Below are 24,090 nucleotides of genomic sequence, written 5' to 3'. Positions count from 1 at the left end.
AGTTAATTTTAACTACAATAGAATTTTATACTTTATATACTAGCAAATTATGTTTAAACCTTTAGCCCTTTATATTGGCTTACGCTACACCCGAGCAAAGAAAAAAAACCACTTTGTTTCCTTTATTTCTTTGAGTTCAATGCTTGGGATTGGGATTGGGGTTATGGTTTTAATTACGGTCCTTTCAGTAATGAATGGGTTTGATGAACAAATCCATAATCGTTTTTTTGGTATGGCGCCAGAAATTACGATAACCAGCCCTAATAATAAGATAAGTAACTGGCAAGCATTAGAAACGCAATTAGCTAATTTTCCCTCGGTGAAAGCAATTGCACCTTTTATAGGTGTACAAGGCTTAGTAACTCATGATGGTCAGGTTCTTCCCATTGTATTAACGGGTGTGTTACCTGATAAAGAACAGCAAGTTTCCCACCTTAAAGATAAGTTATTAGCAGGTGATATCTCTAATTTACAACATTTTGGCATTATTATTGGCCGGGGGCTTGCTGATAATTTAGGATTAATGATGGGTGATAAGGTCTCTATTATGATTCCACAGGCCACAGTAACACCTGCAGGGATGATACCTCGATTTAAGCGTTTTACCGTCGTCGGTGTCTTTTCAGCCGGAAGTGGTTTTAATTTTGATACGTCTATTGGCTTTGTAAACATAAGTGATGCCCAAAAATTATTGCAGATGGGAGAGGATGTTACCGGGTTAAAAATGAAAATTGACAATGTTTATCAAGCGCCTGAAATAACCAAACAGCTCAGTGATAAATTAGGTGAACAATATCAGGTAGCCAATTGGACTAACCAGTTTGGCGCTTTCTTTGAAGCAGTAAAAATGGAAAAAACCATGATGTTCCTTATTTTGTTGTTAATCATTGCGGTAGCTGCTTTTAATCTCGTTTCATCTTTAGTTATGGTTGTTAATGATAAACAGTCAGAAATTGCAATCCTGCGTACTGTGGGTGCCACGCCTAGCACTATTCTTTGGACTTTTATTGTGCAAGGGATGGTTGTAGGTGCAGTCGGTACTTTAATTGGTTTAGTAGGTGGTTTGATTTTAGCGAGTAATGCAACAGCGATAGTGAATGGGTTGCAGTCTCTTTTTCATATTCAAGTCCTCTCTTCAAGTATTTATTTTGTTGATTATTTACCCTCAAAAATTATGATTAAAGATCTAGTTCAGGTATGTTTATTGGCATTATTAATGAGTTTTATTGCCACTATCTATCCAGCATGGCGTGCCTCAAAAACTGTGATCGCGGAGGCATTGCATTATGAATAAGGCCATTTTAAATTGTGTCAACCTAAGCAAAACTTACCATGATGGTGTTAATACCGTTGAGGTTTTAAAAGAGATTAACTTAACAATTAATCAAGGTGATAGATTAGCGATTATTGGCCCTTCAGGCTCGGGAAAAAGTACCTTATTGCATTTGCTTGGTGGTCTCGATAATCCTAGCAGTGGCAAAGTTTTAATTCAGGATTCAACTTGGCAAGCATTAAGTGAGAAAGAACGATGTAAATTACGTAATAAGCAGCTTGGTTTTATTTACCAATTTCATCATTTATTACCGGAATTTACTGCAATTGAAAATGTGGCTATGTCATTACTTTTAGGTGATGCCACTATTGACAGTGCTCGCGAGCAAGCCATTACAATTTTAAATCAAGTAGGACTTAGCCATCGACTGGATCATAAACCAGCGCAATTATCAGGTGGTGAGCGACAACGGGTTGCAATAGCTCGTGCCTTAGTGCATAAACCTTTCTGCGTTCTTGCCGATGAGCCTACTGGTAATTTAGATCAAACAACAGCGCATAAGGTATTTGAATTAATGCTGAGTTTGAATAAAAATTTAAATACCGCTTTGGTAATTGTAACGCATGATCAACAGTTAGCTTCTAAAATGGATAAAATCCTTACAATTAAAGACGGTGTTTTAAGTTAATTTTTTGATAAATTTAGGGTTTTATATATCATTTAATAGGTTAAAACCCTAAGTAATCTTACTAAATATTAATTTTAAGGGTGTGCATTAAAGTAATTTTGTTGCACAAGCCCGCCATTAGGTAAATTAAATAAATTAAATTGTTCAGCCACACGTTGAAATACAACGTTTTCATTTGATTGAACGCGTGGAAAAAAATTAGCGTTCGAGTTTAAATCCATTTTTTTAACAATTAAATCAGTAGCCTGTATTATATCAGGATGTATATTGGCTTGATTTCCTCCTAGTAATTCCTCCACAGCCATATTGGCAGCATGATTAAAACCAAGAAAACGTAAAAATCGGACAAGTAGATGGTTAATAGGATCCATAATTACTTTTTTAACTAAGTTAAGAGAAATGAAATTTTATGCAATAAATAATTCGCAATTAAATTGGCCAGATAAATAAAAAATAATTCTGTGCTACTAGCTGTATAGTAATTATATTTTGATTAATATGAATAAAGTAACTAATTTTATTTTTATTCAGAACTCTATTCCATATTTAATTTTTGAGTTTTACAGAAGTTGCTTGATTTTCCCACTAAAAGCAGGAAAATCATTATAGTAATTTTAAAAATCTGCATGTCCGGGTGTGCGTGGAAACGGAATGGCATCTCGAACATTTGCTATGCCAGTTACATAAGTAATTAAACGCTCAAAGCCTAAACCAAAACCTGCATGGGGCACTGAGCCATAGCGTCTTAAATCTCTATACCACTGGTAATGATCTTTATCTAGGTGAGATTCGTCCATTCGCTTATCTAGTATTTCTAAACGCTCTTCACGTTGACTGCCGCCAATAATTTCTCCAATGCCTGGCGCTAATACATCCATAGCGGCTACAGTACGTCCATCTTCATTTAGACGCATATAAAAGCCTTTAATATCTTTAGGATAATCAGTAATGATGACAGGTTTTTTACATAAATCTTCAGCAAGGTAACGCTCATGCTCTGATTGTAAGTCTAGTCCCCAACGCACTGGATATTCAAAAGATTTTTTTGCCTTTTCTAATTGAGTAATGGCATCTGTGTAAGTCATTACTTCAAATTCCGATTCAATGATATTCTCTAAGCGTTCAATACAGCCTGGGGCTACAAATTGATTAAAAAAGCCCATATCATCTTGGCGTTCTTCTAAGACTGTTTTGCTTAAAAAGCGCAGCATCTCTTGGCTTAAGTCGCAAATTGTTTGTAAGTCAGCAAAAGCAATTTCAGGTTCAATCATCCAAAATTCGGCCAAATGACGACTGGTATTTGAATTTTCAGCGCGAAAGGTTGGGCCAAAAGTGTACACTTTAGACATGGCTAAACAATAAGCCTCAACGTTTAATTGACCTGAAACTGTTAAAAATGTTTCCCGGCCAAAGAAATCTTTAGAAAAATCAATGTCACCCTTTTCATTTTTGGGTAAATTGATTAAATCTAAGGTACTGACCCGAAATAATTCCCCTGCGCCTTCGCAGTCGCTTGCTGTTATAATAGGAGTATGAATCCAAAAAAATCCGCGCTCATGAAAGAAGCGGTGAATAGCTTGAGAAAGTGTATGCCTAATTCGCGTGACCGCACTAATAGTATTTGTTCTTGGGCGTAAATGAGCTACTTCTCGTAGAAATTCCAGGGTATGCTTCTTTGCTTGAATAGGATAGCGTTCAGGATCATCAACCCAGCCAATGACTTCAAGTGATTCTACTTGGATTTCAAAAGCCTGACCTTTACCATGCGAAGCAACTAGCTTGCCCGTCCCTTTCAGTGAGCAGCCAGTCGTTATTTTTAAAACATCTTCTTGATAATTTGATAACTGGGCAGGAACAACCAATTGAATGGGTGAAAAACATGACCCATCATGTAAGTTAATAAAAGATAATCCAGCCTTTGAATCACGTCTTGTTTTTACCCATCCTTGAACTGTTACTGTTTCATCAACGCTTATTTCACCTTCTAAACATTGTTTTACTGTATAGACATCTGTCATTATGTACTCCGAAATCAAATAGAGAGTAGTAGAATTGCTGTGATTTTATTAAAACAGCACAAAGGCTCTCAACGACAAAGAACTTTTACCTATCTTGTAATTGTAAGCTGTAAAAAAGTGGTTTTGTCATGAAGAAGAATAATACACTAAATAAAATCAAGAGGGGAACCTATGTACGTACAAGTTACATTGATTTTTGTAATATTTTTTACAGCTTTAAGTTATGCAGATACAGAGATAAAATTGTATAGACCTTTTGGAGACACCATAGCGCAAGAGCCTTTAGTCGTAAAAGAAACATATCCAGGTGATTGCTGGCAGCAATCACAGCGAATTAAACGTGAAGATGCTTGGCGATGTCAGGTGCAAAACAAAATATATGATCCCTGCTTTGTCAAACAATTTGGGTCTCATAAACAAGCCATTTGTCCTCAGTCGCCGTGGAATGGTGTAAGCGTACTTCTCAATTTACCGACTGCAGTTAATAATAGCCAGCATATTACTTTAGATGTTTCTAAAGCTTATCCTTGGGCCATTGAGTTAAGTACGGGTGAGAAGTGTCAGGCTTTAGATAGGGAAGAATTTTATGATAATATGCCAATACGCTACCATTGTAATAATCAAACAGAGCTTTTAGGTCATCTACAACGTTGTAAATCAACTTGGACTATATTACAACGTAATAAAAGCAATCAAATTGAGAAGGCTATCGTTACAAAAGCTTGGTTTTAGAGGGTTGGATATATGACATGCCAGCTTGACTATGGAATCCCGCACTAGCTAGATTCCGCGAACAAGTCGCGGAACGTAGGCGGTTGATGAAGTTAGTAGGGGTTTAAAAGAAGGCACGCGCGGGCAGAACAAATATTGCAAGCGATTTACTCTAAATACCCACGCTCAGCGGCTTGACCGCGGGATCCAGCCATTTAGTTAGAAACTCTGGATTCTGTATACAGGTTACAGAACGTAGGGATTGAAGGTAAGCCCTGTTGAGGTAGTATTGACAAAGGTTAAAAGAGCTTTATTAATTTTTGTTTGGTAACAGGCAATTATAATAAAGCTGACTTAAGAAATTATCGTATTTAAAAGGAGCTCTTTTGGACCAGTTAATTGCAAATACTCATCCAGAGTGGCATAAGATTTTAAAGAAAGCTCTAGCGTGTATGGATCAAACTTATCTAGAGCAGATACAAGACCAAACGGACTGGCTACCTGGATTAGATAAGTTATTTGCTGCATTTAAATGGCCCTTATCCAATATTCGTTATATTTTGTTAGGTGAGTCACCTTATCCACGTGCCCAATCAGCTAATGGATATGCCTTTTGGGATAATGCCGTTAAATCGCTTTGGAGTGCTAAAGGGTTAAGTAGAGAAGTTAATCGAGCAACATCCTTACGTAACTTTATCAAAATGCTGCTTCTTGCACATGGTGATTTAAAAGAAGATGATTTATCACAAAGTGCTATTGCCAGACTTAATAAGTCATCTTATTGTCAAACTGCAGAGCAATTATTCCTAAATATGCTTAATAAAGGTTTTCTATTATTAAATGCTACCTTAGTACTTAGCCAACCCGTACGACTACATGCAAAGCAATGGCGCCCCTTTATGGCAAGTATATTAAAGCAATTAGCTGCTTATAACCCTTCCATACAATTAATTTTATTCGGTTACTTTGCAGCACAAGTACCAGAAACAGCCCTATTTAAAGGCCTTACCTCAGAGCATCCCTATAATATAAGTTTTATTACTAATCCTGATGTAGTGGATTTTTTTCAACCTTTGGATTTATTAAGTTGCCATGAATAATCAAGATCAATCTTCAATAAATGAACATGAAGTAGCTAAATTCGCAAAGCTCTCTTTACAATGGTGGAATACCGAGGGTGATTTAAAAACGTTACATGATATTAATCCTACTCGCTTAGCTTTTATTAAGGATTATACTAAGCTTGCAAAGAAAAATATCTTAGATCTTGGTTGTGGCGGAGGTATTTTAAGTGAAGCCTTAGCACGAGAAGGTGCGTTAGTGACTGGCATTGATGCTGAGCACCAGGCCATTGAAGTTGCAAAAGAGCATGCAAGCATGAACCATTTAGATATTAACTACATTTGTATGCCTATTGAAGATTATGAAGCAACCCCGTTTGATATTATTACATGTATGGAAATGCTTGAGCATGTTTCTGAGCCATATTGGGTGATTAAGCATTGTGCCCGCTTATTAAAGCCTGGCGGACTGTTATTTTTATCCACCATTAATCGAACATTAAAAGCTTATGCTGCAGCGATTGTTGCAGCAGAGTATCTTTTAGGCTTATTACCTAAGCAAACTCATGACTATAGTAAATTCATCAAACCCGCTGAATTGGCCGCTATGCTTAGAGCAGAAGGGTTTGAAGTCATAACTATAAAAGGTATGACTTACAATCCTCTTATCCGTAGGGCAAGCTTACAAAATTCAGTAAGTGTTAATTATTTAATGTATTGCAGAAAGCTTTAAGAGGTACTGAAGTAATTAATTTTATAAAGCTTTATTTTCTTTTACTTTAGCTTGTGCATTATTCTTTTCTGCATAGCGCTGTTGATAGCGTTGATAAGCATATTTAGCTTGCTCGCTTGTTACTATATCAACTTCATTACCATATAAGTCAACTCGAGCGCTATTTGCTTTTTGACAGTTTAAATAAGCAGGCGACGAACTATAGTAACTTAATGCTTCCCTTAGTGCTTTTTTACTAAAGGGTGGGGAGTCTAGCCTGTCATAAAATTCAACAATTTCATCAAAAATACCAATTTGTAGCGGTTTCACTTGTTGACCTTTTTTAAAAAAAGCATTTGGAAAATGCTCAATGAGCCAGTTGATAATCATTTGCTTATCTTTTTTGACGCCTTCATGTTGATTCATAACGTTACTCTAAATAATAGTTAATGATGATATTAGCTTGTGAAATATCATCTTTATTTATGTTTAGTTTTGATCCCGTACAAATGCTTCACATCTTACGGAATGACGTTCGTTTAGCGACATGAAAGAGCTTTCATCTCTTTCATGTCGAACTCACGTTAATTAATGTAAAACAGTATACAAGTTTATGTTAAATTATAAACTATCCTAATCAAAATGTTTCACAAATTTTTAATTATTAGCCCTCTTTCCAAACAGCCATTGATGGCCAATTGTAGCGGAAAAAAGATCTATTTCTAAAAAGGCTAGTTTGTAAGTAAAATTAGATAGTCTAAGAGCCCTTTTTCCACCTGATCTGTTATAAATGGAATTAGTAAATTTCTTAAGTTGGCCCAAGAAATATCTCAATAGTTCGTGAGATAGTTAACATAATTTAGCTAAGATTATTTTTAATTTTTTATTAAGCTATTGATTAATAATAATTTTATTAAAAAAATAGTTTTTAAACTTATCATTTGTTTAATTTTTTGAGCTTGCTGTATAGTGAACCAGCTGCTAAGTTTTAAGCATGACTTCATAAGGAATTGAAGTCTACAGATGGATCTGGAATCATATGGATAATGATACTCAGGGATAGAGAACAGAACAGGATGTTCTGGTTGGAAGACTGCGAAAAAGCCAGGGAAAACCCTGGCTTTGTTTTTTAAACTAATACAAATCCTGAGTGAGATAAATAATATTTATCTGGATAATAAGCAAAAACAACTGAACCACCTTTAAGGGTATTGATAACTGGCTTTGCTAACGTTTTTGCTATAGATGGACAACCCCAGCTTCGACCTGCTTGACCTGCTTTTTTGATAAAGGATGGTTCTACATACCAAGCACCATGAATAACTACACGACGATTGTAGGCATTATCATTAATTCCCTTTTCTAATCCTTGTAGATTTAAAGATAAACCCTTAGAACCTATATACGTATCCCGAGTAACGTAAGTCCCTAAGCTTGTTTCTTTGCTAGACATTTTATTAGAAAAGTGATGGGGAACAGTGGTACCTGAGTTTTTACCATGTGCGACATAAGTATTGTATAGAAGTTTAGCCTGCTGTAAGTCAAAAACCCACATTCTTTGTTTCGAAGAAGGTAAAGAATAATCAATTACAGTTAATACAGGTTTTTTTACATTGGCGCTATTAGAGGCTTTTTGGTAGGCTGCTAGGGCTAATCTTAAAACTTTTTTGTTGAGTTCAGGCGCTTTTTGACTTAACTGTTGAACTTGTTGATTAATATCTGTAATCTTTTTAACTGCTACTGCGGTTTGCGTGATTGGTTTGCTGACTTCGGAGGGCGTTATAGGAGGTAAATTTGTTGTTGAAACGCTCGAAGAAAAAAAAGCGGCAGATAGTAGACTCAATATCGTATTCATAATTCCTCGTTTCTTTCTGATAAACCCAAAATCATGAGATGTAGCTCCTTAGTTATTTGTGGTTAAAAATAATTCACCGCGAGGCACGTTAGCATTGTTAATAGAACCATTTTTAACTTGGCTAACTTATAAGACAAACATCTGCAACTGCAGGGTTAAAAAGTTAAAACCAGAACCAAAAAATGTGGTAAATCTTACCACAAAGAGTGGTGATTATATTGGCAAGTGAATCAAATGTAAATTGATAAGACATACGATTAATCATTTATATAATTTTTTAATCAATTCAAAGACTTAAATTACGATGATTTTACTGCGTGGTTTATTATATAACAATTTGGTTTAAATTAAAACCAAATTGACTTATTTTTTTTAAATATTTAGTTTATTTTTAATTCTATTTGATCTAAATTAGTTCTAATTTTTTCTTTTTAGTTTGAAAAATAGACCAAAATATAAGTAGGTTATGGTATTTTTTTGATAAATTTAATTTCATTTAAATATTTTCTGAATTATCATCCCACCATATATATTTTGACCAATTTATTGGAGAAAGCTATGTTGGAAAGGTCTAATGGACATCTTCCTCAGGGTTGTCGCGCCCACATTAATAAAGCTTACCGAGCAGAGGAGCAAACGTTAGTTCGTGAACTAATTGATAAAGGAATTCTATCACCAGAAACAGTAAAAGCAATTCAAAATGATGCCATAAATCTAGTAGAAAAAGTGAGAGCTGAGCGAAAAAAAAGCACGGGCATCGATTCTTTTCTTACCGAATATGCTTTATCAAGTGAAGAGGGTATTGCGCTTATGTGCCTTGCTGAAGCATTATTGCGCGTACCTGATAATGCCACTATTGATAGCTTAATTAAAGATAAGTTAACTACGGCTGATTGGAAATCACATCGAGGCCAGAGTGATTCATTTTTTGTCAATGCAACGACTTGGGCGTTAATGCTCACAGGTAAAGTATTAACCCCTGAGCGAGCTGACTCTCTTTTAAGTAAAGCATTACTGACTTTACTTAATCGAAGCGGGGAAGGCGTCGTACGTAAAGCTGTAGAAAAAGCCATGCGTATTATGAGTAAGCAATTTGTTATGGGTAGGACAATTACTGAAGCCCTTTCTAGAGCTAAGAAAAATGAGTCAGTGGGTTACCGTTATTCTTATGATATGTTAGGAGAGGCGGCTCTTACGCAAGCTGATGCAGCTCGTTACTTTACTGCTTATAATAATGCAATTGAGGCGATTGGTAGTCGAGTTGATAGAAATGCTACGATTTATCAGCGCCCAGGTATTTCAATAAAATTGTCAGCGCTGCATCCGCGTTATCATGAAGCGCAACGTGATAGAGTATTAGACGAGCTATCACCTAAGCTTTTAGCGTTAGCTCAAGCTGCTTGTAAATATGATATTGCGTTGACTATTGATGCTGAAGAATCGGAAAGATTGGACTTATCGCTTGATGTTATAGAAAGTGTATTTAGTAACCCAAGCCTAGATGGCTGGCAGGGTTTTGGCATTGCTGTACAATCTTATCAAAAACGTGCTTTTTTCTTATTAGATTGGATAGCAGAATTAGCTAGAAAAAATTATCGCCGGATTATGGTAAGGCTCATTAAGGGTGCTTATTGGGATAGTGAAATCAAAAAAACGCAAATGCAGGGTTTGACTGATTACCCGGTATTTACTCGAAAAGTGTTTACCGATGTTTCATTTCAAGCTTGTGCAAAAAAGATATTAACTATGACGGATGCTATTTATCCGCAATTTGCAACGCATAATGCTTACTCAGTAGCAATGATTTTAAATATTGCTGGTAATTATCGTGATTTTGAATTTCAATGCTTGCATGGTATGGGTAAGGAGCTGTATGAGCAAATTGTACCTGCTAATCGGTTAGGAATTCCATGCCGAATTTATGCGCCAGTAGGAAGTCACGAAGATTTATTACCTTATCTCGTGCGTCGTTTGTTAGAAAATGGCGCCAATTCTTCTTTTGTAAACCGGATTGTCGATGAAAAAGCGCCTATTGCTTCATTGGTTGAAGATCCAGTTGAAAGAGCTAGTTTATTAATTAATAAACCCAATCCTAATATTCCTGCACCTAATAATTTATTTATGCCCGAGCGCCAAAACTCACTAGGATTTGACTTTAGTGATAGAGAAGCTGTAAATCAGTTAAAATTATTATATGAGCGAATGGATTTTAATCATTGGGAAGCAGGGCCATTATTAGCTAATAAGGTAGATAAGCAAGTTGAATATAGTGTGACGTCTCCTCAAAACCAAAAAAAACCTATAGGCCGAACGGCAGATGCTACTCTAAATGATATTCAAGCTGCTTTAAGCAGTGCTGAAAAAGCATTTATGCATTGGAACATAAAACCCGTTCAAGAGCGTGCTGCTATTTTATTATGTATTGCTGATTTATTTGAAGAAAATAAGCCGGTATTGATGGCCATGCTTTGTAAAGAGGCAGGTAAAACTTGGGCTGATAGTTTAGCAGAAGTTCGCGAAGCAATTGATTTTTGTCGATATTATGCAGCAGAAGCTACTAAATTAATGGGCAAACCTCAGCGATTACAAGGTTATACTGGTGAGTTAAATGAGCTTTCATTACATGGCCGTGGAACAGCATTATGTATAAGCCCGTGGAATTTCCCATTAGCAATTTTTACCGGACAAATCGTTGCAGCCCTTGTAACAGGGAATACTGTCATTGCTAAACCTGCTGAGCAAACACCGCTTATCGCAGCTTATGCTGTTAAACTTATGCGTCAAGCTGGTATTCCTAATGATGTTTTACAACTATTGCCTGGACCTGGTGAAGTGATAGGTTCTGCGTTAGTTAATGATTTGCGTATTAAAGCAATTTTGTTTACAGGTTCAAACCAAACAGCAGATATTATAAATCAGACCTTAGCTTCTCGTGGGGGTGAAATTATTCCGTTTATTGCAGAAACGGGTGGTCAAAATGCCATGATTGTTGATTCATCAGCCTTATTAGAACAAGTTGTGGTTGATACAATTAATTCTGCCTTTGGCAGTGCTGGTCAACGTTGTTCTGCTTTACGCGTTTTGTATGTGCAGGATGAAATTTATCCTCGTTTGATCACTTTATTAAAAGGCGCAATGGCAGAACTTAAAATCGGCGATCCGCAATGGCTTGTTACAGATATTGGTCCGGTTATTGATCGAGAAGCACTCGCAGCTTTAAAAGATCATGTGCACAGTATGAAACAACAATATGAAATTATTTATCAATGCACTTTGCCCGAAGAGTGCGCTGACGGCTATTTTATGCCACCAACGACTATCGCTATTGATTCTATTAAAGCATTAAAAAAAGAAGTATTTGGACCAATCTTGCATGTCGTGCGTTACAAGCGCAAAGATTTGGATAATGTTATTCAAGACATTAATAATACCGGTTATGGGCTAACCCTAGGTATTCATAGTCGTATAAATCATCAGGTCGAATATATTCGCAACCGTATTCGTGCAGGTAACTGTTATGTTAACCGCAATATGATAGGTGCTGTAGTTGGTTTACAGCCTTTTGGGGGCGAAGGCTTATCAGGCACGGGCCCTAAAGCAGGAGGTCCTTATTATTTATTACGTTTATGTCATGAACGAACTTATACCGTAGATACAACAGCCGCTGGTGGTAATGCTAGCTTGATGTCTTTACCAGAAAATTAAATTGTACTTTTTTAGGATAATTTATATGAAAAAATTGTTCTAAATTAAGCATTGCCCTGTATGCCTCAGACTATCCGAGGCACATAGGCCATGAAGACTATTGTTGACATATCTTAGGACATGAAAGGAGAGGTTAAACTACTATTTGATGAAGCTGGTTGAGTGGCAAGATTTAATTTATAAATAGCAAATTCTCTAAGTTTTTGATAAGCTTCTTGCATGATTTCTACTGTGATCTGTTTTTCGCACCCATAACCTGTCCAAAATTTAGTTAAGTTTTTATGCATATTTTTGGCAAATTCCGGGTATTCGCTATCAGGATAAACCCCACCTGCTGATTCCGGTAGCACTAAATTCCAAACTGCTATTCCTGCAACCAGTTTATCATCAAAGTTTGAGGGTGTAGTCAATCCAAGATCTTTATAGGCTTTATTTATAGCTTTATTTGCATATTTTGCAACTACAGTCTTATCAAAAAGATTATGATTTTCATCTCCTGCTAACTCATGAAAGGTATGGCATGATGCTTCGAAAACTAAATAAGGTAAGCTTATTAAGCTTTTGTCAGTAGGAATTCCTAAAAGGGAACGGAACTTCTTTCTTTCTTCGACAACCAATGCTGACATATCATCGCTACCATAATTAATATAAACAGACATTTTCCATCTGCTTGCAAGTTTACCTAGTGTGTTAGCAGCAGTTGGCTCAAAAAAACTTTTCATAATTTACTCATATTGCTAGAAAAATATACTAAAATTTTAACAAACTTAGCTTAAGGATATCTTAATAGGCCTGGTAGGTAACAGTTTTAATAGAGGCAATAAGATTATAGCTATTATAAAGTAGTTTTAAATTAAATAGCTCGGTAAATTTTCTCAGCTTTTTATAGGCCTTTCATCAGTATCTTCTTTAGGATCGGGCTGTTGATTATTTTTTTCTTCCAAATTTTGAGATGCGAAAAATAACTTATGAGATTTTTTATTTGGATTTTTCTTACACGTTGAGCTCTTTTTTTCAAGAATCATACGTTTAATCTCTTCTGAAGAGGTATGATGATATTTTAATGTTGATTTCCTTGTACTTTGACTTTCTTCTAGTCGCTTTTGTATAGTTGGAAAATCTACTAAAGGTTTAGGTATTCGAACTGTATCTTTTCGTGCAAACCAAGGTTGATTAGCTTTAGAATTGGGCGTATTATTTTCTTGTAATTTTCTTCGTTTTAGCTCGCTCTCTACTCTAAAGAGATTGTTAAAACTATCAGGAGTGTTAGACGGTGTTGTAAAAGACTGAGAATCTAAAAATGCAATTAATCCTTCAACTGAAGTAATTGAATATTCACTTTGTAAGGGCGTATTTTGGCGGGTTGGCTCTAATAATTCTGTATCAATAGTAAATTGTGTGCTTATGTTCCTTTCTTCTAAGTTTATAGGTTTTGTAGGCTGGCTTTGAGGAAATCTTTGAGACGCAGAACTAGGGTGATATAAAGTAGGTTGGAATGAGAGGGAGATTTCAGTAGCATCTTTCCTTTTCTTAGGGTTCTCCTTAGGTCCTTCTATTCCAAAATTAGAAATCATATCCTGCAGAGGATTCTCTGTAGGTGTTTTTTGCTCTGTCTTTTTGTTTTGTGGCATATTTACCTTAAAGTTGAAACTCATTTCCAAATAGGGCTTAGTTGTCGAAATAGTTTTAGTTGATTTTTCTGGCAGAGAGTCTGAAGAGTTTGTCTGGTTTGGCCTATACATAAAGGTTATTTAAGTAAACATCTATACAATAATTGTACAATTTAATAGAAATATAATCAACCGTTTAAATAAAGTTGGCCTAGATAAACCTCTGTTATTAAATAATCTTAATCATTATAAGGTTTTTTTGCCCACCACCAAGGAATAGCAACAAACACAATAAGGCCAATAATTAAAAAAGCTTCAAAAAAGGCTACATTGCCAATAGGAATTTGTGTTGGTGGAACAAAACCTATTAACATGGCTAAAATACAACACATTATTCCAGTTAAAGAAATTATCCACATCAACAGATTGCCACCGGGAACTTTATAAACGCGAGGTAGATCAGGTTGACTGTAACGTAACTTAATAGCAGCAGCGAACATAAAAATATAAACTAATAAGGCCATTTGGGCACATAAATCACTCAGTAGCCAATAGGCGGCATTAATTGAATCAAACAAAATGAATACACTCGTTAGTAAGGTAAAGATAATGCTTTGAATAATTAGAATAGGAGCAGGGGAGCCATATTGATTAACCTTGGCAAATACAGGTGGTAGAGAGCCATCCCGAGCTGCAATCAACAGGCCTTTAGTTGGGCCAATAATCCAAGCAGAAACGCCACTTAAACCGCCAAGGATGATTAACAAGGCGATGATAAAGGTCATCCAGGTCATATTATAATTACTAAAGAAAATAGCAAATGCATCAATTAGGCCAGAAACCACGCTAAGCTTAGCATTAGGAACGACAACGACAATGGCAAGCGAGCTTAAAACAAGTGTTAGGAATATAATACAAATTGAATAAAGAATAGCTCTCGGGTAGTCTCGTTGTGGATTTTTAACTTCTTCTGCATGGACTGCAGACATTTCAACCCCAATTAAACCAAATAAAACAGCTGCAAAAAGAGATAAATTACCTAAATTGCTAAAGTCTGGTAACCATGAACTAGACCAATCAACTGCACTAGGTCGGCCTTGAGCTAACCAGATAATACCGAGCCCAATGATAAGGAGCATAGGTAATATTGTTCCAAAGATAGCGCCTATAGTACTTACCCAGCTAGATAAGCGCATACCGAAGCAATTTAAAAACGTAAATAACCAAAACAGGCCTATTGTAGTAGTTAAGAGGTACATTTTATTATTAGCAAGTTCAGGCGCAAAAAGATAGGAAAAGGTAGCAGCAATAAAGGCTAAAATAGTTGGATACCACACAACATTATAAATCCATTGCAGCCAAATTGTAATAAAACCAGCACGTTGACCAAATGCCTCTCGTACCCATACATAAATCCCGCCTGTTCTTGGATAAGCAGTTGCTAATTCAGCGGCAACTAGAGCAATGGGAATAAAGAAAGTTATTGCGGCAACTATATAGTAAGTAATTAAAGGAAGACCTAGTTTTGCACTCATCGGTAGCGTCCGTAGGCTATCTACAGCAATAACGTTAATCATGACTAGTGAAAAAACAGAGAGTACTTTTTTGGAAGAGTGCATGCAAAATCCTTGGGTACAGCTAATATTAATCGGTCTTTACATAAATAATTTACTAGCCTTCTTTCAAAAAGCCTACTACAACACTAATTTCAAGGTAGGGCAGTATACGTTCCGCATATATTTAATATACAGTGGCTCTATATCTTCATGCTAAATGCAGTAGAGGATTTGAAGAACACCTATTATTTATTCACAGTTAATAGCTACAGGCCAAGGACTTAACTTAGCTTGTAGCTGCGCAGGCGCAACTTTAATACAGATTAAACAAACAGTACAGTAATTAACGTAATTTTGACACAAAAGAGGCAAAGTCTCTTTGTGTCGCTAAACGAACGTTATCCCGTAAAATGCAACGCATTTATACGGGATCTAGAGTAAAATAAACAAAATTGACATAAAAGTGTATAATATTTCTTATGTCAGATTCACCTTAATCAACTTAAATTACGTAGTACATATTGTAATATTCCACCATGGCGATAATACTCAAGCTCATTAGCTGTATCAATACGACATAATACTGGCACAGCGTCCTCTTGACCATTGGTTCGCTTAATTAACATGGTTAATTGTGCACCCGGTTGTAATGTATCATCAACTTCAATGCTAATCTGTTCTGTACCGTTTAATTCTAATGTCTTTCGGGTAGTGCCTTCTAAGAATTGTAATGGTAGAACACCCATTCCGATAAGATTTGAACGATGGATTCGCTCAAAACTTTCAGTAATAACAGCTTTAACACCTAAAAGATTAGTTCCTTTTGCTGCCCAATCACGAGAAGAGCCTGTTCCATATTCTTTACCAGCAATAATGACTAATTGCTGATTTTTTGCCTGATATAACATAGCTGCATCATAAATACTTAAGGTACTATCTGAAGGAATATGACGAGTAAATCCACCTTCAACGCCTGGAACCATTTCATTGCGAATCCGAATATTGGCAAAAGTTCCGCGCATCATGACTTCATGATTACCTCGTCTTGAACCATACGAATTAAAATCAGCTTCTTCTACCCCTTTAGATTTTAAATATAAGCCAGCAGGTGAATTAGCTTTAATAGATCCCGCTGGTGAAATATGATCTGTGGTAATAGAATCACCTAATAATGCTAGAATAAATGCATCTGCAATAGGTTTGATAGGTTCTGGCTTTGGTGAGAGGTTTTCGAAAAAGGGTGGATGTTGAATATAGGTAGAATTTGTATCCCATTTATAGGTAATGCCACTATTTACTTTAATAGCTTGCCACTGTTCATCACCTTGAAATACTTCAGCATATTCTTTTCTAAACATGGCACCGTTTAATTTAGCTACTTCACTAGCAACTTCTTGATTAGAAGGCCAAATATCTTTTAAGAAAATGTCATTACCTGAGCTATCTTGACCAATAGGTTCTTTACTTAAATCCTTAGTGGTGGTACCACATAATGCGTAAGCCACAACCAGCGGAGGAGAAGCTAGCCAATTGGCCCGAACTTGAGGATGAACACGGCCTTCAAAATTGCGGTTACCTGAAAGGACAGCGCTTACGACTAAATCATGGCTATTAATGGTTTCAGCAATAGGTTCATCTAAGGGACCAGAATTGCCAATACAGGTTGTACAACCATAACCGACTAAGTTGAATCCTAATTCATCAAGGTAAGTTTGCAAATTGGCCTGTCTTAAATAATCGGTAACTACTTTTGAGCCTGGTGCTAAAGATGATTTAACCCAAGGCTTACGCTTTAAACCTTTTTCTACAGCTTTTTTAGCAACAAGTCCTGCGGCCATCATAACACTGGGGTTAGATGTATTAGTACAGCTAGTAATGGCAGCAATAACAACATGGCCATGTTGTAGTGAACAGTCCGTATCTTTAACTGGAAACTCAACTTCTTTTTCGATTTCTTTACCAGCTTCTTGTAAAAAAAGATTAAATTCTTGCGGTAGTGTGGTTAAATTAACTTTGTCTTGTGGACGTTTTGGCCCAGCTAATGAAGGCTCAACTGTTGCTAAATCAAGTTCCAGGGTATCTGTAAAAACAGGATCTTCTGCTTGCTCGCTATACCACATGCCTTGTTCTTTACAATAAGCTTCGACAAGTGCAATTGTATTTTCATCGCGCCCACTTAATTTAAGGTAATTGAGTGTTTCTTGATCTACGGGGAAAAAACCACAAGTTGCGCCATATTCTGGTGCCATATTCGAAATGGTTGCTCGATCGGCTAAAGGCAGCGCTGCTAAACCTGAGCCATAAAATTCAACAAATTTGCCAACCACACCTTTTTTACGCAACATTTGAGTGACAGTTAACACCAAGTCAGTTGCAGTAATTCCTTCTTTTAACTTACCAATTAATTTAAATCCGATGACTTCTGGAATTAACATAGAAACGGGCTGGCCTAACATAGCAGCTTCAGCCTCAATACCGCCTACGCCCCAGCCAAGGACACCTAATCCATTAATCATAGTGGTATGCGAATCGGTACCTACTAACGTATCTGGATAAGCGTAAAGCCGGCCATTATCTTCACTACTCCAAACAGTTTTACCTAAATACTCTAAATTAACCTGATGGCAGATGCCGGTACCAGGTGGTACGACTTGAAAATTAGCAAAGGACTGCTGGCCCCAGCGTAGAAATTCATAACGTTCTTTGTTACGTTTAATTTCAATTTCTGTATTAACTTTTAACGCATCCTTACTTGCATAACGATCAACCATGACTGAGTGATCAATCACTAGATCAACAGGCGATAAAGGTGATATTTTCGTAGCATCACCGCCTATTTTTTGCAGTGCAGAACGCATTGCAGCTAAATCAACTACTGCGGGTACGCCTGTAAAATCTTGCATTAATACCCGAGCTGGACGATAAGCAATTTCATGTTGAGAAGCTTTAGTATGAATCCAATGAGCAAGTGCCTTAATATCATCCGTAGTAACAGTATTATTATCCTCAAACCGTAATAGATTTTCTAATAAAACTTTAAGAGAATAGGGTAGACGGCTTATACCAGGAAAATGGCTTGCTTCAGCTTTTTTCAGGCTAAAGTAATAGTAAGTTTTATCATTAACTTGTAATTGAGATTGTGTTGATAGGCTATCATGACCTACTTTCATACATCTGCTCCTGAATTAAAAAAGCTAATAATAGCTGAAAACTAACAAATTTTCATGTATGAAATATGCCTGTTTCAAGGTATAGCGCCGCCCACTAAGTTTTAGACAAGACGTAAGCGTTTCGAGGAGCGGCGTTTACGTAACATAGGAGCACCGGAGAAACGTTTACAACGCCACAATAAAGTAAAAACGCAGGTTAGGTAAGAACTCTAATGAACCATGACCGCCTGCTCTTCCCTTATATCTCTGATATCTTTTAATTCTGATTGTGAGAGATCGGTATGGACTGCAGCTTTAAAGAGGTCTACTTCTGCTTTAAATGCGTTAATTTGTTTGGGTAATGTTTCAGATACTAAGTAAAATAAACTGGGCATAAGCGCAGTAAAAGCAATGCTTAAACCGATGATGCCAAGAACAGGGCAGCCAACACTTAAAACTATGCTACTTAAGATAAGCGCGCTTAAACCAAAAATGGCGCCACCAAGCGCGAGATTATTTACTTGATTATTAATATATGTGTCTTTTTGATTATGGAAATAGTTATCTAGGGGAACTAAGCGGTAGTCAGAAGAAGTATAATATTTAAATAAGTATTTATTAGCATGTTTATTATCAACAAGACACGACTCTAATATCTGAGCAAAATGCAGATAAGAATGGATTAATTTATTTTGCCTACTAGAGTCATCAGCTGCGTAAATTTCTCTTAAAAAGGCATCTCTTTTTTGTTTAATTAATTGCATTAATAGCAATGAATTTTCAGATCTATTAAGGTCCTCTATCTCATTTAAAATAGCTTGAATTTTATTATCTGGAAGTTCGATACTAATGAATTTTTTCTCATTCATTTCTGTAAAAAAATTAAGTTTAGGCATATCAGATTCCTGTTCAATTAAAAATTGACGAGAATTGCCAGTTAGGCAACTATACAATTTATTTATAATGATTATTAACCAATCAAAATTTATTACCTTGTCCCATTAAAAGATCCGATAATAAGTTAATTAATTTGGTTATAAGAGATAGCGCTATTGTCTTAATTTAATCAACATTGATAAGACTAGCATTGGCAATTTAAAATTAAACTGGTTTTACATTTAAGAAATAAATTTTAACTTCTAGAATAAAAGAAGGGCTTATTTTGAAAAGAAAAGTTACTGGTTTATTGTATTTATATCTTTACTTATTTAATCATTAAGCGTGGAAATTCAGTAACTTTTCAAATTTAGAATTTAATTATCTATTTAAAGCTTCCTTAGTAGCATCGTGTAGCACAGATCAGTCGATTCCACCGGTTAACAAAGCAGCGTTTTTGGCAGCCATAGAAAGGACCTGTATTGATGAAGCGATAGCCTGGTCCATACCAACCTGGTCTATAACCCCAACCTGGTCCGTAACCACCCCAACCGATCGGCGCAAAGCCAATTCCACCATATCCAAATCCACGTCTCCAACCATGATGACCCCAGCCATAACCGCCCCACCCATGACCATGCCAAGCCAGTTGCATCGGTTTTGCTGATACATTAACTGTTTCGGCATTAGCTCTATCACTTACTGTTGCAGCAAGTAAGAAGGATGAGATAATAAGACTAGGTAACAGACTAATTTGTTTAATTGCTGAAGTAGCCATATGTCGACCCTCCAATGGTTTTTACAGTATAAATTATAGACAATTTATTTAAATATCATGCATTATTTGCTGCGTATTTAATGATAAAAAATAGATAATTTTTAAACTGATTGTGTCAGTTAAATATACTATTGAATTAATTTTCAATTGGTTATGAATAAATACAGGTGTAAGTGAATGATAAATTTTAGAACATTAACAGTAAGCGACTTTTTACGTACCTATTGGCAGAAAAAACCACTGGTTTTAGAAAATGCAATACCTGATTTTAATCAACCATTGTTAGCCGATGAATTAGCAGGTTTAGCCATGGAAGATGAAATAGAAAGTCGCTTAGTTCGCGAAACACCAAAAAATCCACCTTATTGGTTACTACAGCGTGGGCCTTTTACAGAAAAGGATTTTAGCAAATTACCTAAATCGCATTGGACCTTACTTGTGCAAGGTGTTGATCGGTTTATTCCTGAGGTAGCTGCTTTACTTGATAATTTTAATTTTCTACCGCAATGGCGTGTAGATGATGTCATGATTAGTTATGCTGTAGAACAGGGTAGTGTAGGGCCTCATTATGATAACTATGATGTTTTCTTATATCAGGCTCAGGGCTCTAGAAAATGGTTATTAACGACACAAAACTGTCATGCTGAGAATTATATAGCTGATCTTGAACTGCGTATAATGAAACAGTTCAATATTGAGCAAGAAATTATTTTACACGAAGGGGATATGCTTTATCTTCCGCCTCATATAGGCCATCACGGTATAGCATTATCAAATGATTGCATGACATATTCTTTTGGTTATCGAAGTTATACGTCTTCGGAAATGTGGGATAGCTTAAGTGAGTATCTATTAGAGCATAAAAAAAAGGATTTGTTATATGAAGATCCTTCTTGGTTTAATTTACAGGCGCCGGCAGAAATACCTAAACAAGCCTGCCAGCAAGCTCAGGAGTTACTAAAAACGGTTCTTAAAGATGATATTTTAATAGGTCAATGGTTTGGTAGTTTTATCACGATGTTAGATAGGCACGCGGAATCAATATTACCTACTTTAAATAAAAAAAGGAATTTCACTCAATTTCTCAATAAATTAAAAAAAGCTAAACAAATAAATCGAAATACATTGTGTCGTTTTGCCTATATTAATGATAAGAATACTGGCTTGCCTATTTTATACATTAATGGCGAGGTCTGGGAAACAACGAGTATTACGCCTGAGCTAGTAAGAAAAATTGCAAATCATCGCTGTTTAGCATTAAAGGAATTACTGCCATTCGTCGATAAAAATGAAAACCAGCAATTTCTTTACAAATTATGGCAATTGCAATGGATAGAATTTACAAATACTTGATCTATTGTTAAAACTTTAATTTATGATAATACTAAGTAAGTAGTTGCGATTTTTAGATTAAACCAGGGAAATAATAGACCTCATTGGAAACGCTGTTGCACTTAGCACCTAGCAGCAAGTTTCGCAAGAAGTCTAATTACTAATAGGGAAATTGCAATGTGCAAAATAAAACTAACCTTTACGTTTTGGTTAAGTCTCATTCTTCATTCTATTTGTTTTGGGCAGACTAAAGAGATCGCAATCACGATTGATGATTTACCTTTTGTTGGGTCAACACATGGTAAACCTGCTAATTTACAAAGGGAACATGATCGATTTTTACAAATAGTAGAGGCTTTAATTGATCATAAAGCCCCCGCAACGGGTTTCATTATTGCCGGCTCGATAGAAAAAGATCAATGGCAATTACTAGAGTTATTTCGTGAGAAAGGATTCATTTTAGGTAATCACACTTATTCACATAAAAGTTTAAATAATTTACCGGCAGAAAAATATATTTCTGATGTTGATAGAGCTGATAAAATTATTGAACCCCTTTTTAATGGGCCTCGATATTTCCGATATCCCTATTTAGCTGAAAGTACAGGTGATAAGCGCCAAAAAGTTCATAATTATTTAGCTGAGCATCATTATATAATTGCGCCAATCACGATTGATAGTAAAGACTATCAATTTAATGCAAAATTATTTGCCATTCCTTATCGACTTCGCCCGCAAAACCTACCCCGTATAAAGAAACAATATTTAGATTATATCTGGAATCAAACATTAAAAGCGGAAGCACGTGCTCAAAGACAACACCAAGAAAATGCTAAACAAATCTTATTAATTCACGCTAATTTATTAAATAGTCATTTTTTAGGAGATATTCTAGATATGTATGAAAAAAATGGTTATAAATTTATTAGCCTTGAAGAAGCATTGAAAGCACCAGCGCCTACTATTAATACGCCTATTCAACAAGATAGCCCTACAAAGGATGCACCTATAAAGGATATGCCTGATGAAGAAAATGATAGGGCTATAATAAGCCTCTTAGAATCTAATTTTCTGGAAACTGTTTTAGCATCAAATAAGGAAGTTAGTGAAGATCATTTAATTATTATTAAATAAAAATTATATTTATTTTGTATTAAGCAATTTTTTTAGGTAAAAGAGTATCAACTGTATGTCGAGGTAATAATAACCAATAGCGACCTTTATTTTTCATATTTCCAGCAATAAAGGTTGCTTTATCACCTGCGCCCCAAAATACGTCACCACGAACTACCCCACGTATTGCACCGCCTGTATCTTGAGCAATCATTAAACGTTGCAATTTTTTATGCGCAGCTGATGGGGGGGTAGGCCTTGTTGTATCTAGCCATAAAGGCGCACCTAGCGGAATCCATTTTCTATCGACAGCAAGTGAATAACCTGGTGTTAATGTAACACCTTGGGCGCCCATAGCAGCGGTATCTTTTAAAACCCTGAAGAAAACAAACGATTTATTAAGGTTAATAAGTGGTTCAATTTCATTCGGATGTGCTTCTAGGTAGGCACGAATACCTTGCATAGAGGCATTATCTTTAGTTAAAATACCCCGATCTATTAAAAATTTAGCAATTGGTTTATAGGGAGCGCCATTTTCTCCGGCATAACCTAAATAAAGATGCTCACCATTAGGAAGTTCAACAATACCTGAACCTTGAATTTCTAAAAATAATCTATCTATATGGCTATCAACCCATACAAGAACGGAAGCTTTATCTTTTAAAGCTCCTTTGTTAATTGCTGCACGGTCATAAAAAGGTAAAACCTTATTATTTTCAATACGCGCTACAATACGCCTTGAAGCAAGATCTGGACTAAAGGCACCTAAATCGATAGTGACTAAATTTGAAGGTAAACTATAAATAGGAACATTGAATTTATTTGTTTTAACTAAGCTACCATGTAACAACGGTAAATAATAACCGGTAAAAAGACCATGAACTGTTTTTTTCTCATAAAATTCTACAGGTTTAAACCATTTTTGAAAAAAGCTACGTGCTGTCTTTTCACTAGCATTATTAAGTAATAAAGCCTCTCTACAAGCAGGGTACCAGTCTTTAACTTTTAGAGGAATCTTTTGACTGCCTACTGCTCGATCAGGATTCTGCCGTAAGAAAGTTTTACAAGAAAGCTGAAAAGCGGAAAGTGATTTTGTAACATGAGCCTCATTCCAGCCAGGCAACTTAGCAAAAGAGGATTCCTTAAGCATAAGTTGTGCTGGTTTATGCATTGTCCATAGGATAGATCCTGCAATAACGATGCAAGCAAGAATGATGAAATAAAGTAATTGTCTTTTCATATCTGGACAAATATTACACGAAATGAAATAAAATTCAATAAATTTTACAAAAAAAATCTTTTATAAATTGCCACAATGTATTTTATTTAATTTTAAATTAGAAGTTAAGCGCATGTTTAATAAACACATTTAGATAAATTAATTATTGAAAAAACTAAATTTGATTTTATATAAATAATAAAGCATAAGCCACTAGATGCGGCTTATGCTACTTTATTATTATCTAACTGCTCTTGAGATATCACTTAAGGTAGGATGTCTCATAGAAGAAGCACCTATTGAAGGCGTTCTTATTGAAGACTTAGAAGCTTGTTGTCTTTTTTGTGTGCCTCCATTTGATCTAGATTTACTAGCTGAACTAGCTTGTCTTTTTTGAGTACTAGTTCCTGATTTAGATTTACTAGCTGAACTAG

At 35.8% G+C, this 24,090-nt stretch carries 20 protein-coding genes; 8 read left to right on the top strand and 12 right to left on the bottom strand.

From position 1 onward, the window contains the following. Window positions 1-49: 49 nt before the first annotated feature. Both E1P04_RS00095 and lolD read left to right on the top strand, forming a co-directional pair. A complete protein-coding gene (locus tag E1P04_RS00095; RefSeq protein WP_131780906.1) occupies window positions 50-1,294 on the top strand; it encodes a lipoprotein-releasing ABC transporter permease subunit in 1,245 nt (414 codons plus the stop codon). Then, window positions 1,287-1,961, top strand: a complete 675-nt coding sequence (lolD, locus tag E1P04_RS00090; protein WP_131780905.1) for a lipoprotein-releasing ABC transporter ATP-binding protein LolD — start codon at window positions 1,287-1,289, stop codon at window positions 1,959-1,961. Before E1P04_RS00095 ends, lolD begins: the two co-directional genes overlap by 8 nt. Before the next feature lie 74 nt (window positions 1,962-2,035). On the opposite strand, the gene E1P04_RS00085 is transcribed toward lolD, so the two are convergent. Both E1P04_RS00085 and asnS read right to left on the bottom strand, forming a co-directional pair. Beyond that, complete coding sequence (locus E1P04_RS00085) at window positions 2,036-2,332, bottom strand: hypothetical protein (RefSeq protein ID WP_131780904.1); 297 nt, start codon at window positions 2,330-2,332, stop codon at window positions 2,036-2,038. A gap of 243 nt (window positions 2,333-2,575) precedes the next feature. After that, window positions 2,576-3,979 carry an asparagine--tRNA ligase gene (asnS, locus tag E1P04_RS00080; protein ID WP_131780903.1) on the bottom strand — a complete coding sequence of 468 codons (1,404 nt, stop codon included), beginning with the start codon at window positions 3,977-3,979 and terminating at the stop codon, window positions 2,576-2,578. 171 nt (window positions 3,980-4,150) lie between these two features. Between asnS and E1P04_RS00075 the strand changes: the two genes are divergently transcribed. The 3 genes from E1P04_RS00075 to ubiG all read left to right on the top strand — a co-directional run bounded on the left by E1P04_RS00075 (window position 4,151) and on the right by ubiG (window position 6,484). Then, window positions 4,151-4,711: a hypothetical protein gene (locus E1P04_RS00075; protein WP_131780902.1), complete on the top strand. Its 561-nt coding sequence runs from the start codon at window positions 4,151-4,153 to the stop codon at window positions 4,709-4,711. A 365-nt stretch (window positions 4,712-5,076) separates the two neighbouring features. After that, window positions 5,077-5,790 carry a uracil-DNA glycosylase family protein gene (locus E1P04_RS00070; RefSeq protein WP_131780901.1) on the top strand — a complete coding sequence of 238 codons (714 nt, stop codon included), beginning with the start codon at window positions 5,077-5,079 and terminating at the stop codon, window positions 5,788-5,790. After that, window positions 5,783-6,484, top strand: a complete 702-nt coding sequence (gene ubiG, locus E1P04_RS00065; RefSeq protein WP_131780900.1) for a bifunctional 2-polyprenyl-6-hydroxyphenol methylase/3-demethylubiquinol 3-O-methyltransferase UbiG — start codon at window positions 5,783-5,785, stop codon at window positions 6,482-6,484. Before E1P04_RS00070 ends, ubiG begins: the two co-directional genes overlap by 8 nt. Window positions 6,485-6,505: 21 nt before the next feature. Here the strand turns inward: ubiG and E1P04_RS00060 are convergent, their stop codons facing one another. Both E1P04_RS00060 and E1P04_RS00055 read right to left on the bottom strand, forming a co-directional pair. Beyond that, a complete protein-coding gene (locus tag E1P04_RS00060; RefSeq protein WP_131780899.1) occupies window positions 6,506-6,889 on the bottom strand; it encodes a ProQ/FINO family protein in 384 nt (127 codons plus the stop codon). 703 nt (window positions 6,890-7,592) lie between these two features. Beyond that, on the bottom strand, window positions 7,593-8,318 hold the full coding sequence (locus tag E1P04_RS00055) for a murein L,D-transpeptidase catalytic domain family protein (protein ID WP_131780898.1): 726 nt from the start codon (window positions 8,316-8,318) through the stop codon (window positions 7,593-7,595). 558 nt (window positions 8,319-8,876) lie between these two features. On the opposite strand from E1P04_RS00055, the gene putA reads away from it, so the two are divergent. After that, window positions 8,877-12,023 carry a bifunctional proline dehydrogenase/L-glutamate gamma-semialdehyde dehydrogenase PutA gene (gene putA / locus E1P04_RS00050; protein ID WP_131780897.1) on the top strand — a complete coding sequence of 1,049 codons (3,147 nt, stop codon included), beginning with the start codon at window positions 8,877-8,879 and terminating at the stop codon, window positions 12,021-12,023. Between the two features lie 113 nt (window positions 12,024-12,136). Here putA and E1P04_RS00045 read toward each other — a convergent pair whose 3' ends face one another. The 6 genes from E1P04_RS00045 to E1P04_RS00020 form a co-directional block, all read right to left on the bottom strand. Further along, window positions 12,137-12,745: a hypothetical protein gene (locus E1P04_RS00045; protein ID WP_131780896.1), complete on the bottom strand. Its 609-nt coding sequence runs from the start codon at window positions 12,743-12,745 to the stop codon at window positions 12,137-12,139. A 153-nt stretch (window positions 12,746-12,898) separates the two neighbouring features. After that, on the bottom strand, window positions 12,899-13,765 hold the full coding sequence (locus tag E1P04_RS00040; protein ID WP_131780895.1) for a hypothetical protein: 867 nt from the start codon (window positions 13,763-13,765) through the stop codon (window positions 12,899-12,901). 107 nt (window positions 13,766-13,872) lie between these two features. Further along, a complete protein-coding gene (locus E1P04_RS00035; RefSeq protein ID WP_131780894.1) occupies window positions 13,873-15,252 on the bottom strand; it encodes an APC family permease in 1,380 nt (459 codons plus the stop codon). 434 nt (window positions 15,253-15,686) lie between these two features. Then, a complete protein-coding gene (acnA, locus tag E1P04_RS00030) occupies window positions 15,687-18,359 on the bottom strand; it encodes an aconitate hydratase AcnA (RefSeq protein WP_131780893.1) in 2,673 nt (890 codons plus the stop codon). A 209-nt stretch (window positions 18,360-18,568) separates the two neighbouring features. Beyond that, complete coding sequence (locus E1P04_RS00025; RefSeq protein ID WP_131780892.1) at window positions 18,569-19,234, bottom strand: hypothetical protein; 666 nt, start codon at window positions 19,232-19,234, stop codon at window positions 18,569-18,571. A gap of 380 nt (window positions 19,235-19,614) precedes the next feature. After that, window positions 19,615-19,992 carry a hypothetical protein gene (locus E1P04_RS00020; RefSeq protein ID WP_131780891.1) on the bottom strand — a complete coding sequence of 126 codons (378 nt, stop codon included), beginning with the start codon at window positions 19,990-19,992 and terminating at the stop codon, window positions 19,615-19,617. Between the two features lie 177 nt (window positions 19,993-20,169). Between E1P04_RS00020 and E1P04_RS00015 the strand changes: the two genes are divergently transcribed. Together E1P04_RS00015 and E1P04_RS00010 are read left to right on the top strand one after the other, a co-directional pair. Beyond that, the gene (locus tag E1P04_RS00015) at window positions 20,170-21,345 is read left to right on the top strand and encodes a cupin domain-containing protein (RefSeq protein WP_131780890.1); all 1,176 of its coding nucleotides are present in this window, start codon (window positions 20,170-20,172) and stop codon (window positions 21,343-21,345) included. Between the two features lie 156 nt (window positions 21,346-21,501). Further along, window positions 21,502-22,458 carry a polysaccharide deacetylase family protein gene (locus tag E1P04_RS00010; RefSeq protein ID WP_131780889.1) on the top strand — a complete coding sequence of 319 codons (957 nt, stop codon included), beginning with the start codon at window positions 21,502-21,504 and terminating at the stop codon, window positions 22,456-22,458. A gap of 19 nt (window positions 22,459-22,477) precedes the next feature. On the opposite strand, the gene mltA is transcribed toward E1P04_RS00010, so the two are convergent. Together mltA and E1P04_RS17820 are read right to left on the bottom strand one after the other, a co-directional pair. Next, complete coding sequence (mltA, locus tag E1P04_RS00005; RefSeq protein WP_131780888.1) at window positions 22,478-23,677, bottom strand: murein transglycosylase A; 1,200 nt, start codon at window positions 23,675-23,677, stop codon at window positions 22,478-22,480. Window positions 23,678-23,896: 219 nt separating this feature from the next. Then, on the bottom strand, window positions 23,897-24,090 hold a 194-nt coding region (locus tag E1P04_RS17820), incomplete at its 5' end, for a hypothetical protein (RefSeq protein WP_207385965.1).

The organism is Legionella gresilensis, from assembly GCF_900639865.1.
Classification (GTDB): Bacteria; Pseudomonadota; Gammaproteobacteria; order Legionellales; family Legionellaceae; genus Legionella_C; species Legionella_C gresilensis.
This window is presented reverse-complemented; position numbering and strand designations above follow the sequence as displayed.

Coding starts and splice junctions, on each gene's coding strand:
- E1P04_RS00095 (WP_131780906.1), top strand. CDS start 50: ATGTTTAAACCTTTAGCCCTTTATATTGGCTTACGCTACACCCGAGCA.
- E1P04_RS00055 (WP_131780898.1), bottom strand. CDS start 8,318: ATGAATACGATATTGAGTCTACTATCTGCCGCTTTTTTTTCTTCGAGC.
- E1P04_RS00035 (WP_131780894.1), bottom strand. CDS start 15,252: ATGCACTCTTCCAAAAAAGTACTCTCTGTTTTTTCACTAGTCATGATT.
- mltA (WP_131780888.1), bottom strand. CDS start 23,677: ATGAAAAGACAATTACTTTATTTCATCATTCTTGCTTGCATCGTTATT.
- ubiG (WP_131780900.1), top strand. CDS start 5,783: ATGAATAATCAAGATCAATCTTCAATAAATGAACATGAAGTAGCTAAA.
- E1P04_RS00085 (WP_131780904.1), bottom strand. CDS start 2,332: ATGGATCCTATTAACCATCTACTTGTCCGATTTTTACGTTTTCTTGGT.
- E1P04_RS00015 (WP_131780890.1), top strand. CDS start 20,170: ATGATAAATTTTAGAACATTAACAGTAAGCGACTTTTTACGTACCTAT.
- E1P04_RS00010 (WP_131780889.1), top strand. CDS start 21,502: ATGTGCAAAATAAAACTAACCTTTACGTTTTGGTTAAGTCTCATTCTT.
- E1P04_RS00045 (WP_131780896.1), bottom strand. CDS start 12,745: ATGAAAAGTTTTTTTGAGCCAACTGCTGCTAACACACTAGGTAAACTT.
- asnS (WP_131780903.1), bottom strand. CDS start 3,979: ATGACAGATGTCTATACAGTAAAACAATGTTTAGAAGGTGAAATAAGC.
- lolD (WP_131780905.1), top strand. CDS start 1,287: ATGAATAAGGCCATTTTAAATTGTGTCAACCTAAGCAAAACTTACCAT.
- E1P04_RS00060 (WP_131780899.1), bottom strand. CDS start 6,889: ATGAATCAACATGAAGGCGTCAAAAAAGATAAGCAAATGATTATCAAC.
- E1P04_RS00075 (WP_131780902.1), top strand. CDS start 4,151: ATGTACGTACAAGTTACATTGATTTTTGTAATATTTTTTACAGCTTTA.
- putA (WP_131780897.1), top strand. CDS start 8,877: ATGTTGGAAAGGTCTAATGGACATCTTCCTCAGGGTTGTCGCGCCCAC.
- E1P04_RS00025 (WP_131780892.1), bottom strand. CDS start 19,234: ATGCCTAAACTTAATTTTTTTACAGAAATGAATGAGAAAAAATTCATT.
- acnA (WP_131780893.1), bottom strand. CDS start 18,359: ATGAAAGTAGGTCATGATAGCCTATCAACACAATCTCAATTACAAGTT.
- E1P04_RS00020 (WP_131780891.1), bottom strand. CDS start 19,992: ATGGCTACTTCAGCAATTAAACAAATTAGTCTGTTACCTAGTCTTATT.
- E1P04_RS00040 (WP_131780895.1), bottom strand. CDS start 13,765: ATGTATAGGCCAAACCAGACAAACTCTTCAGACTCTCTGCCAGAAAAA.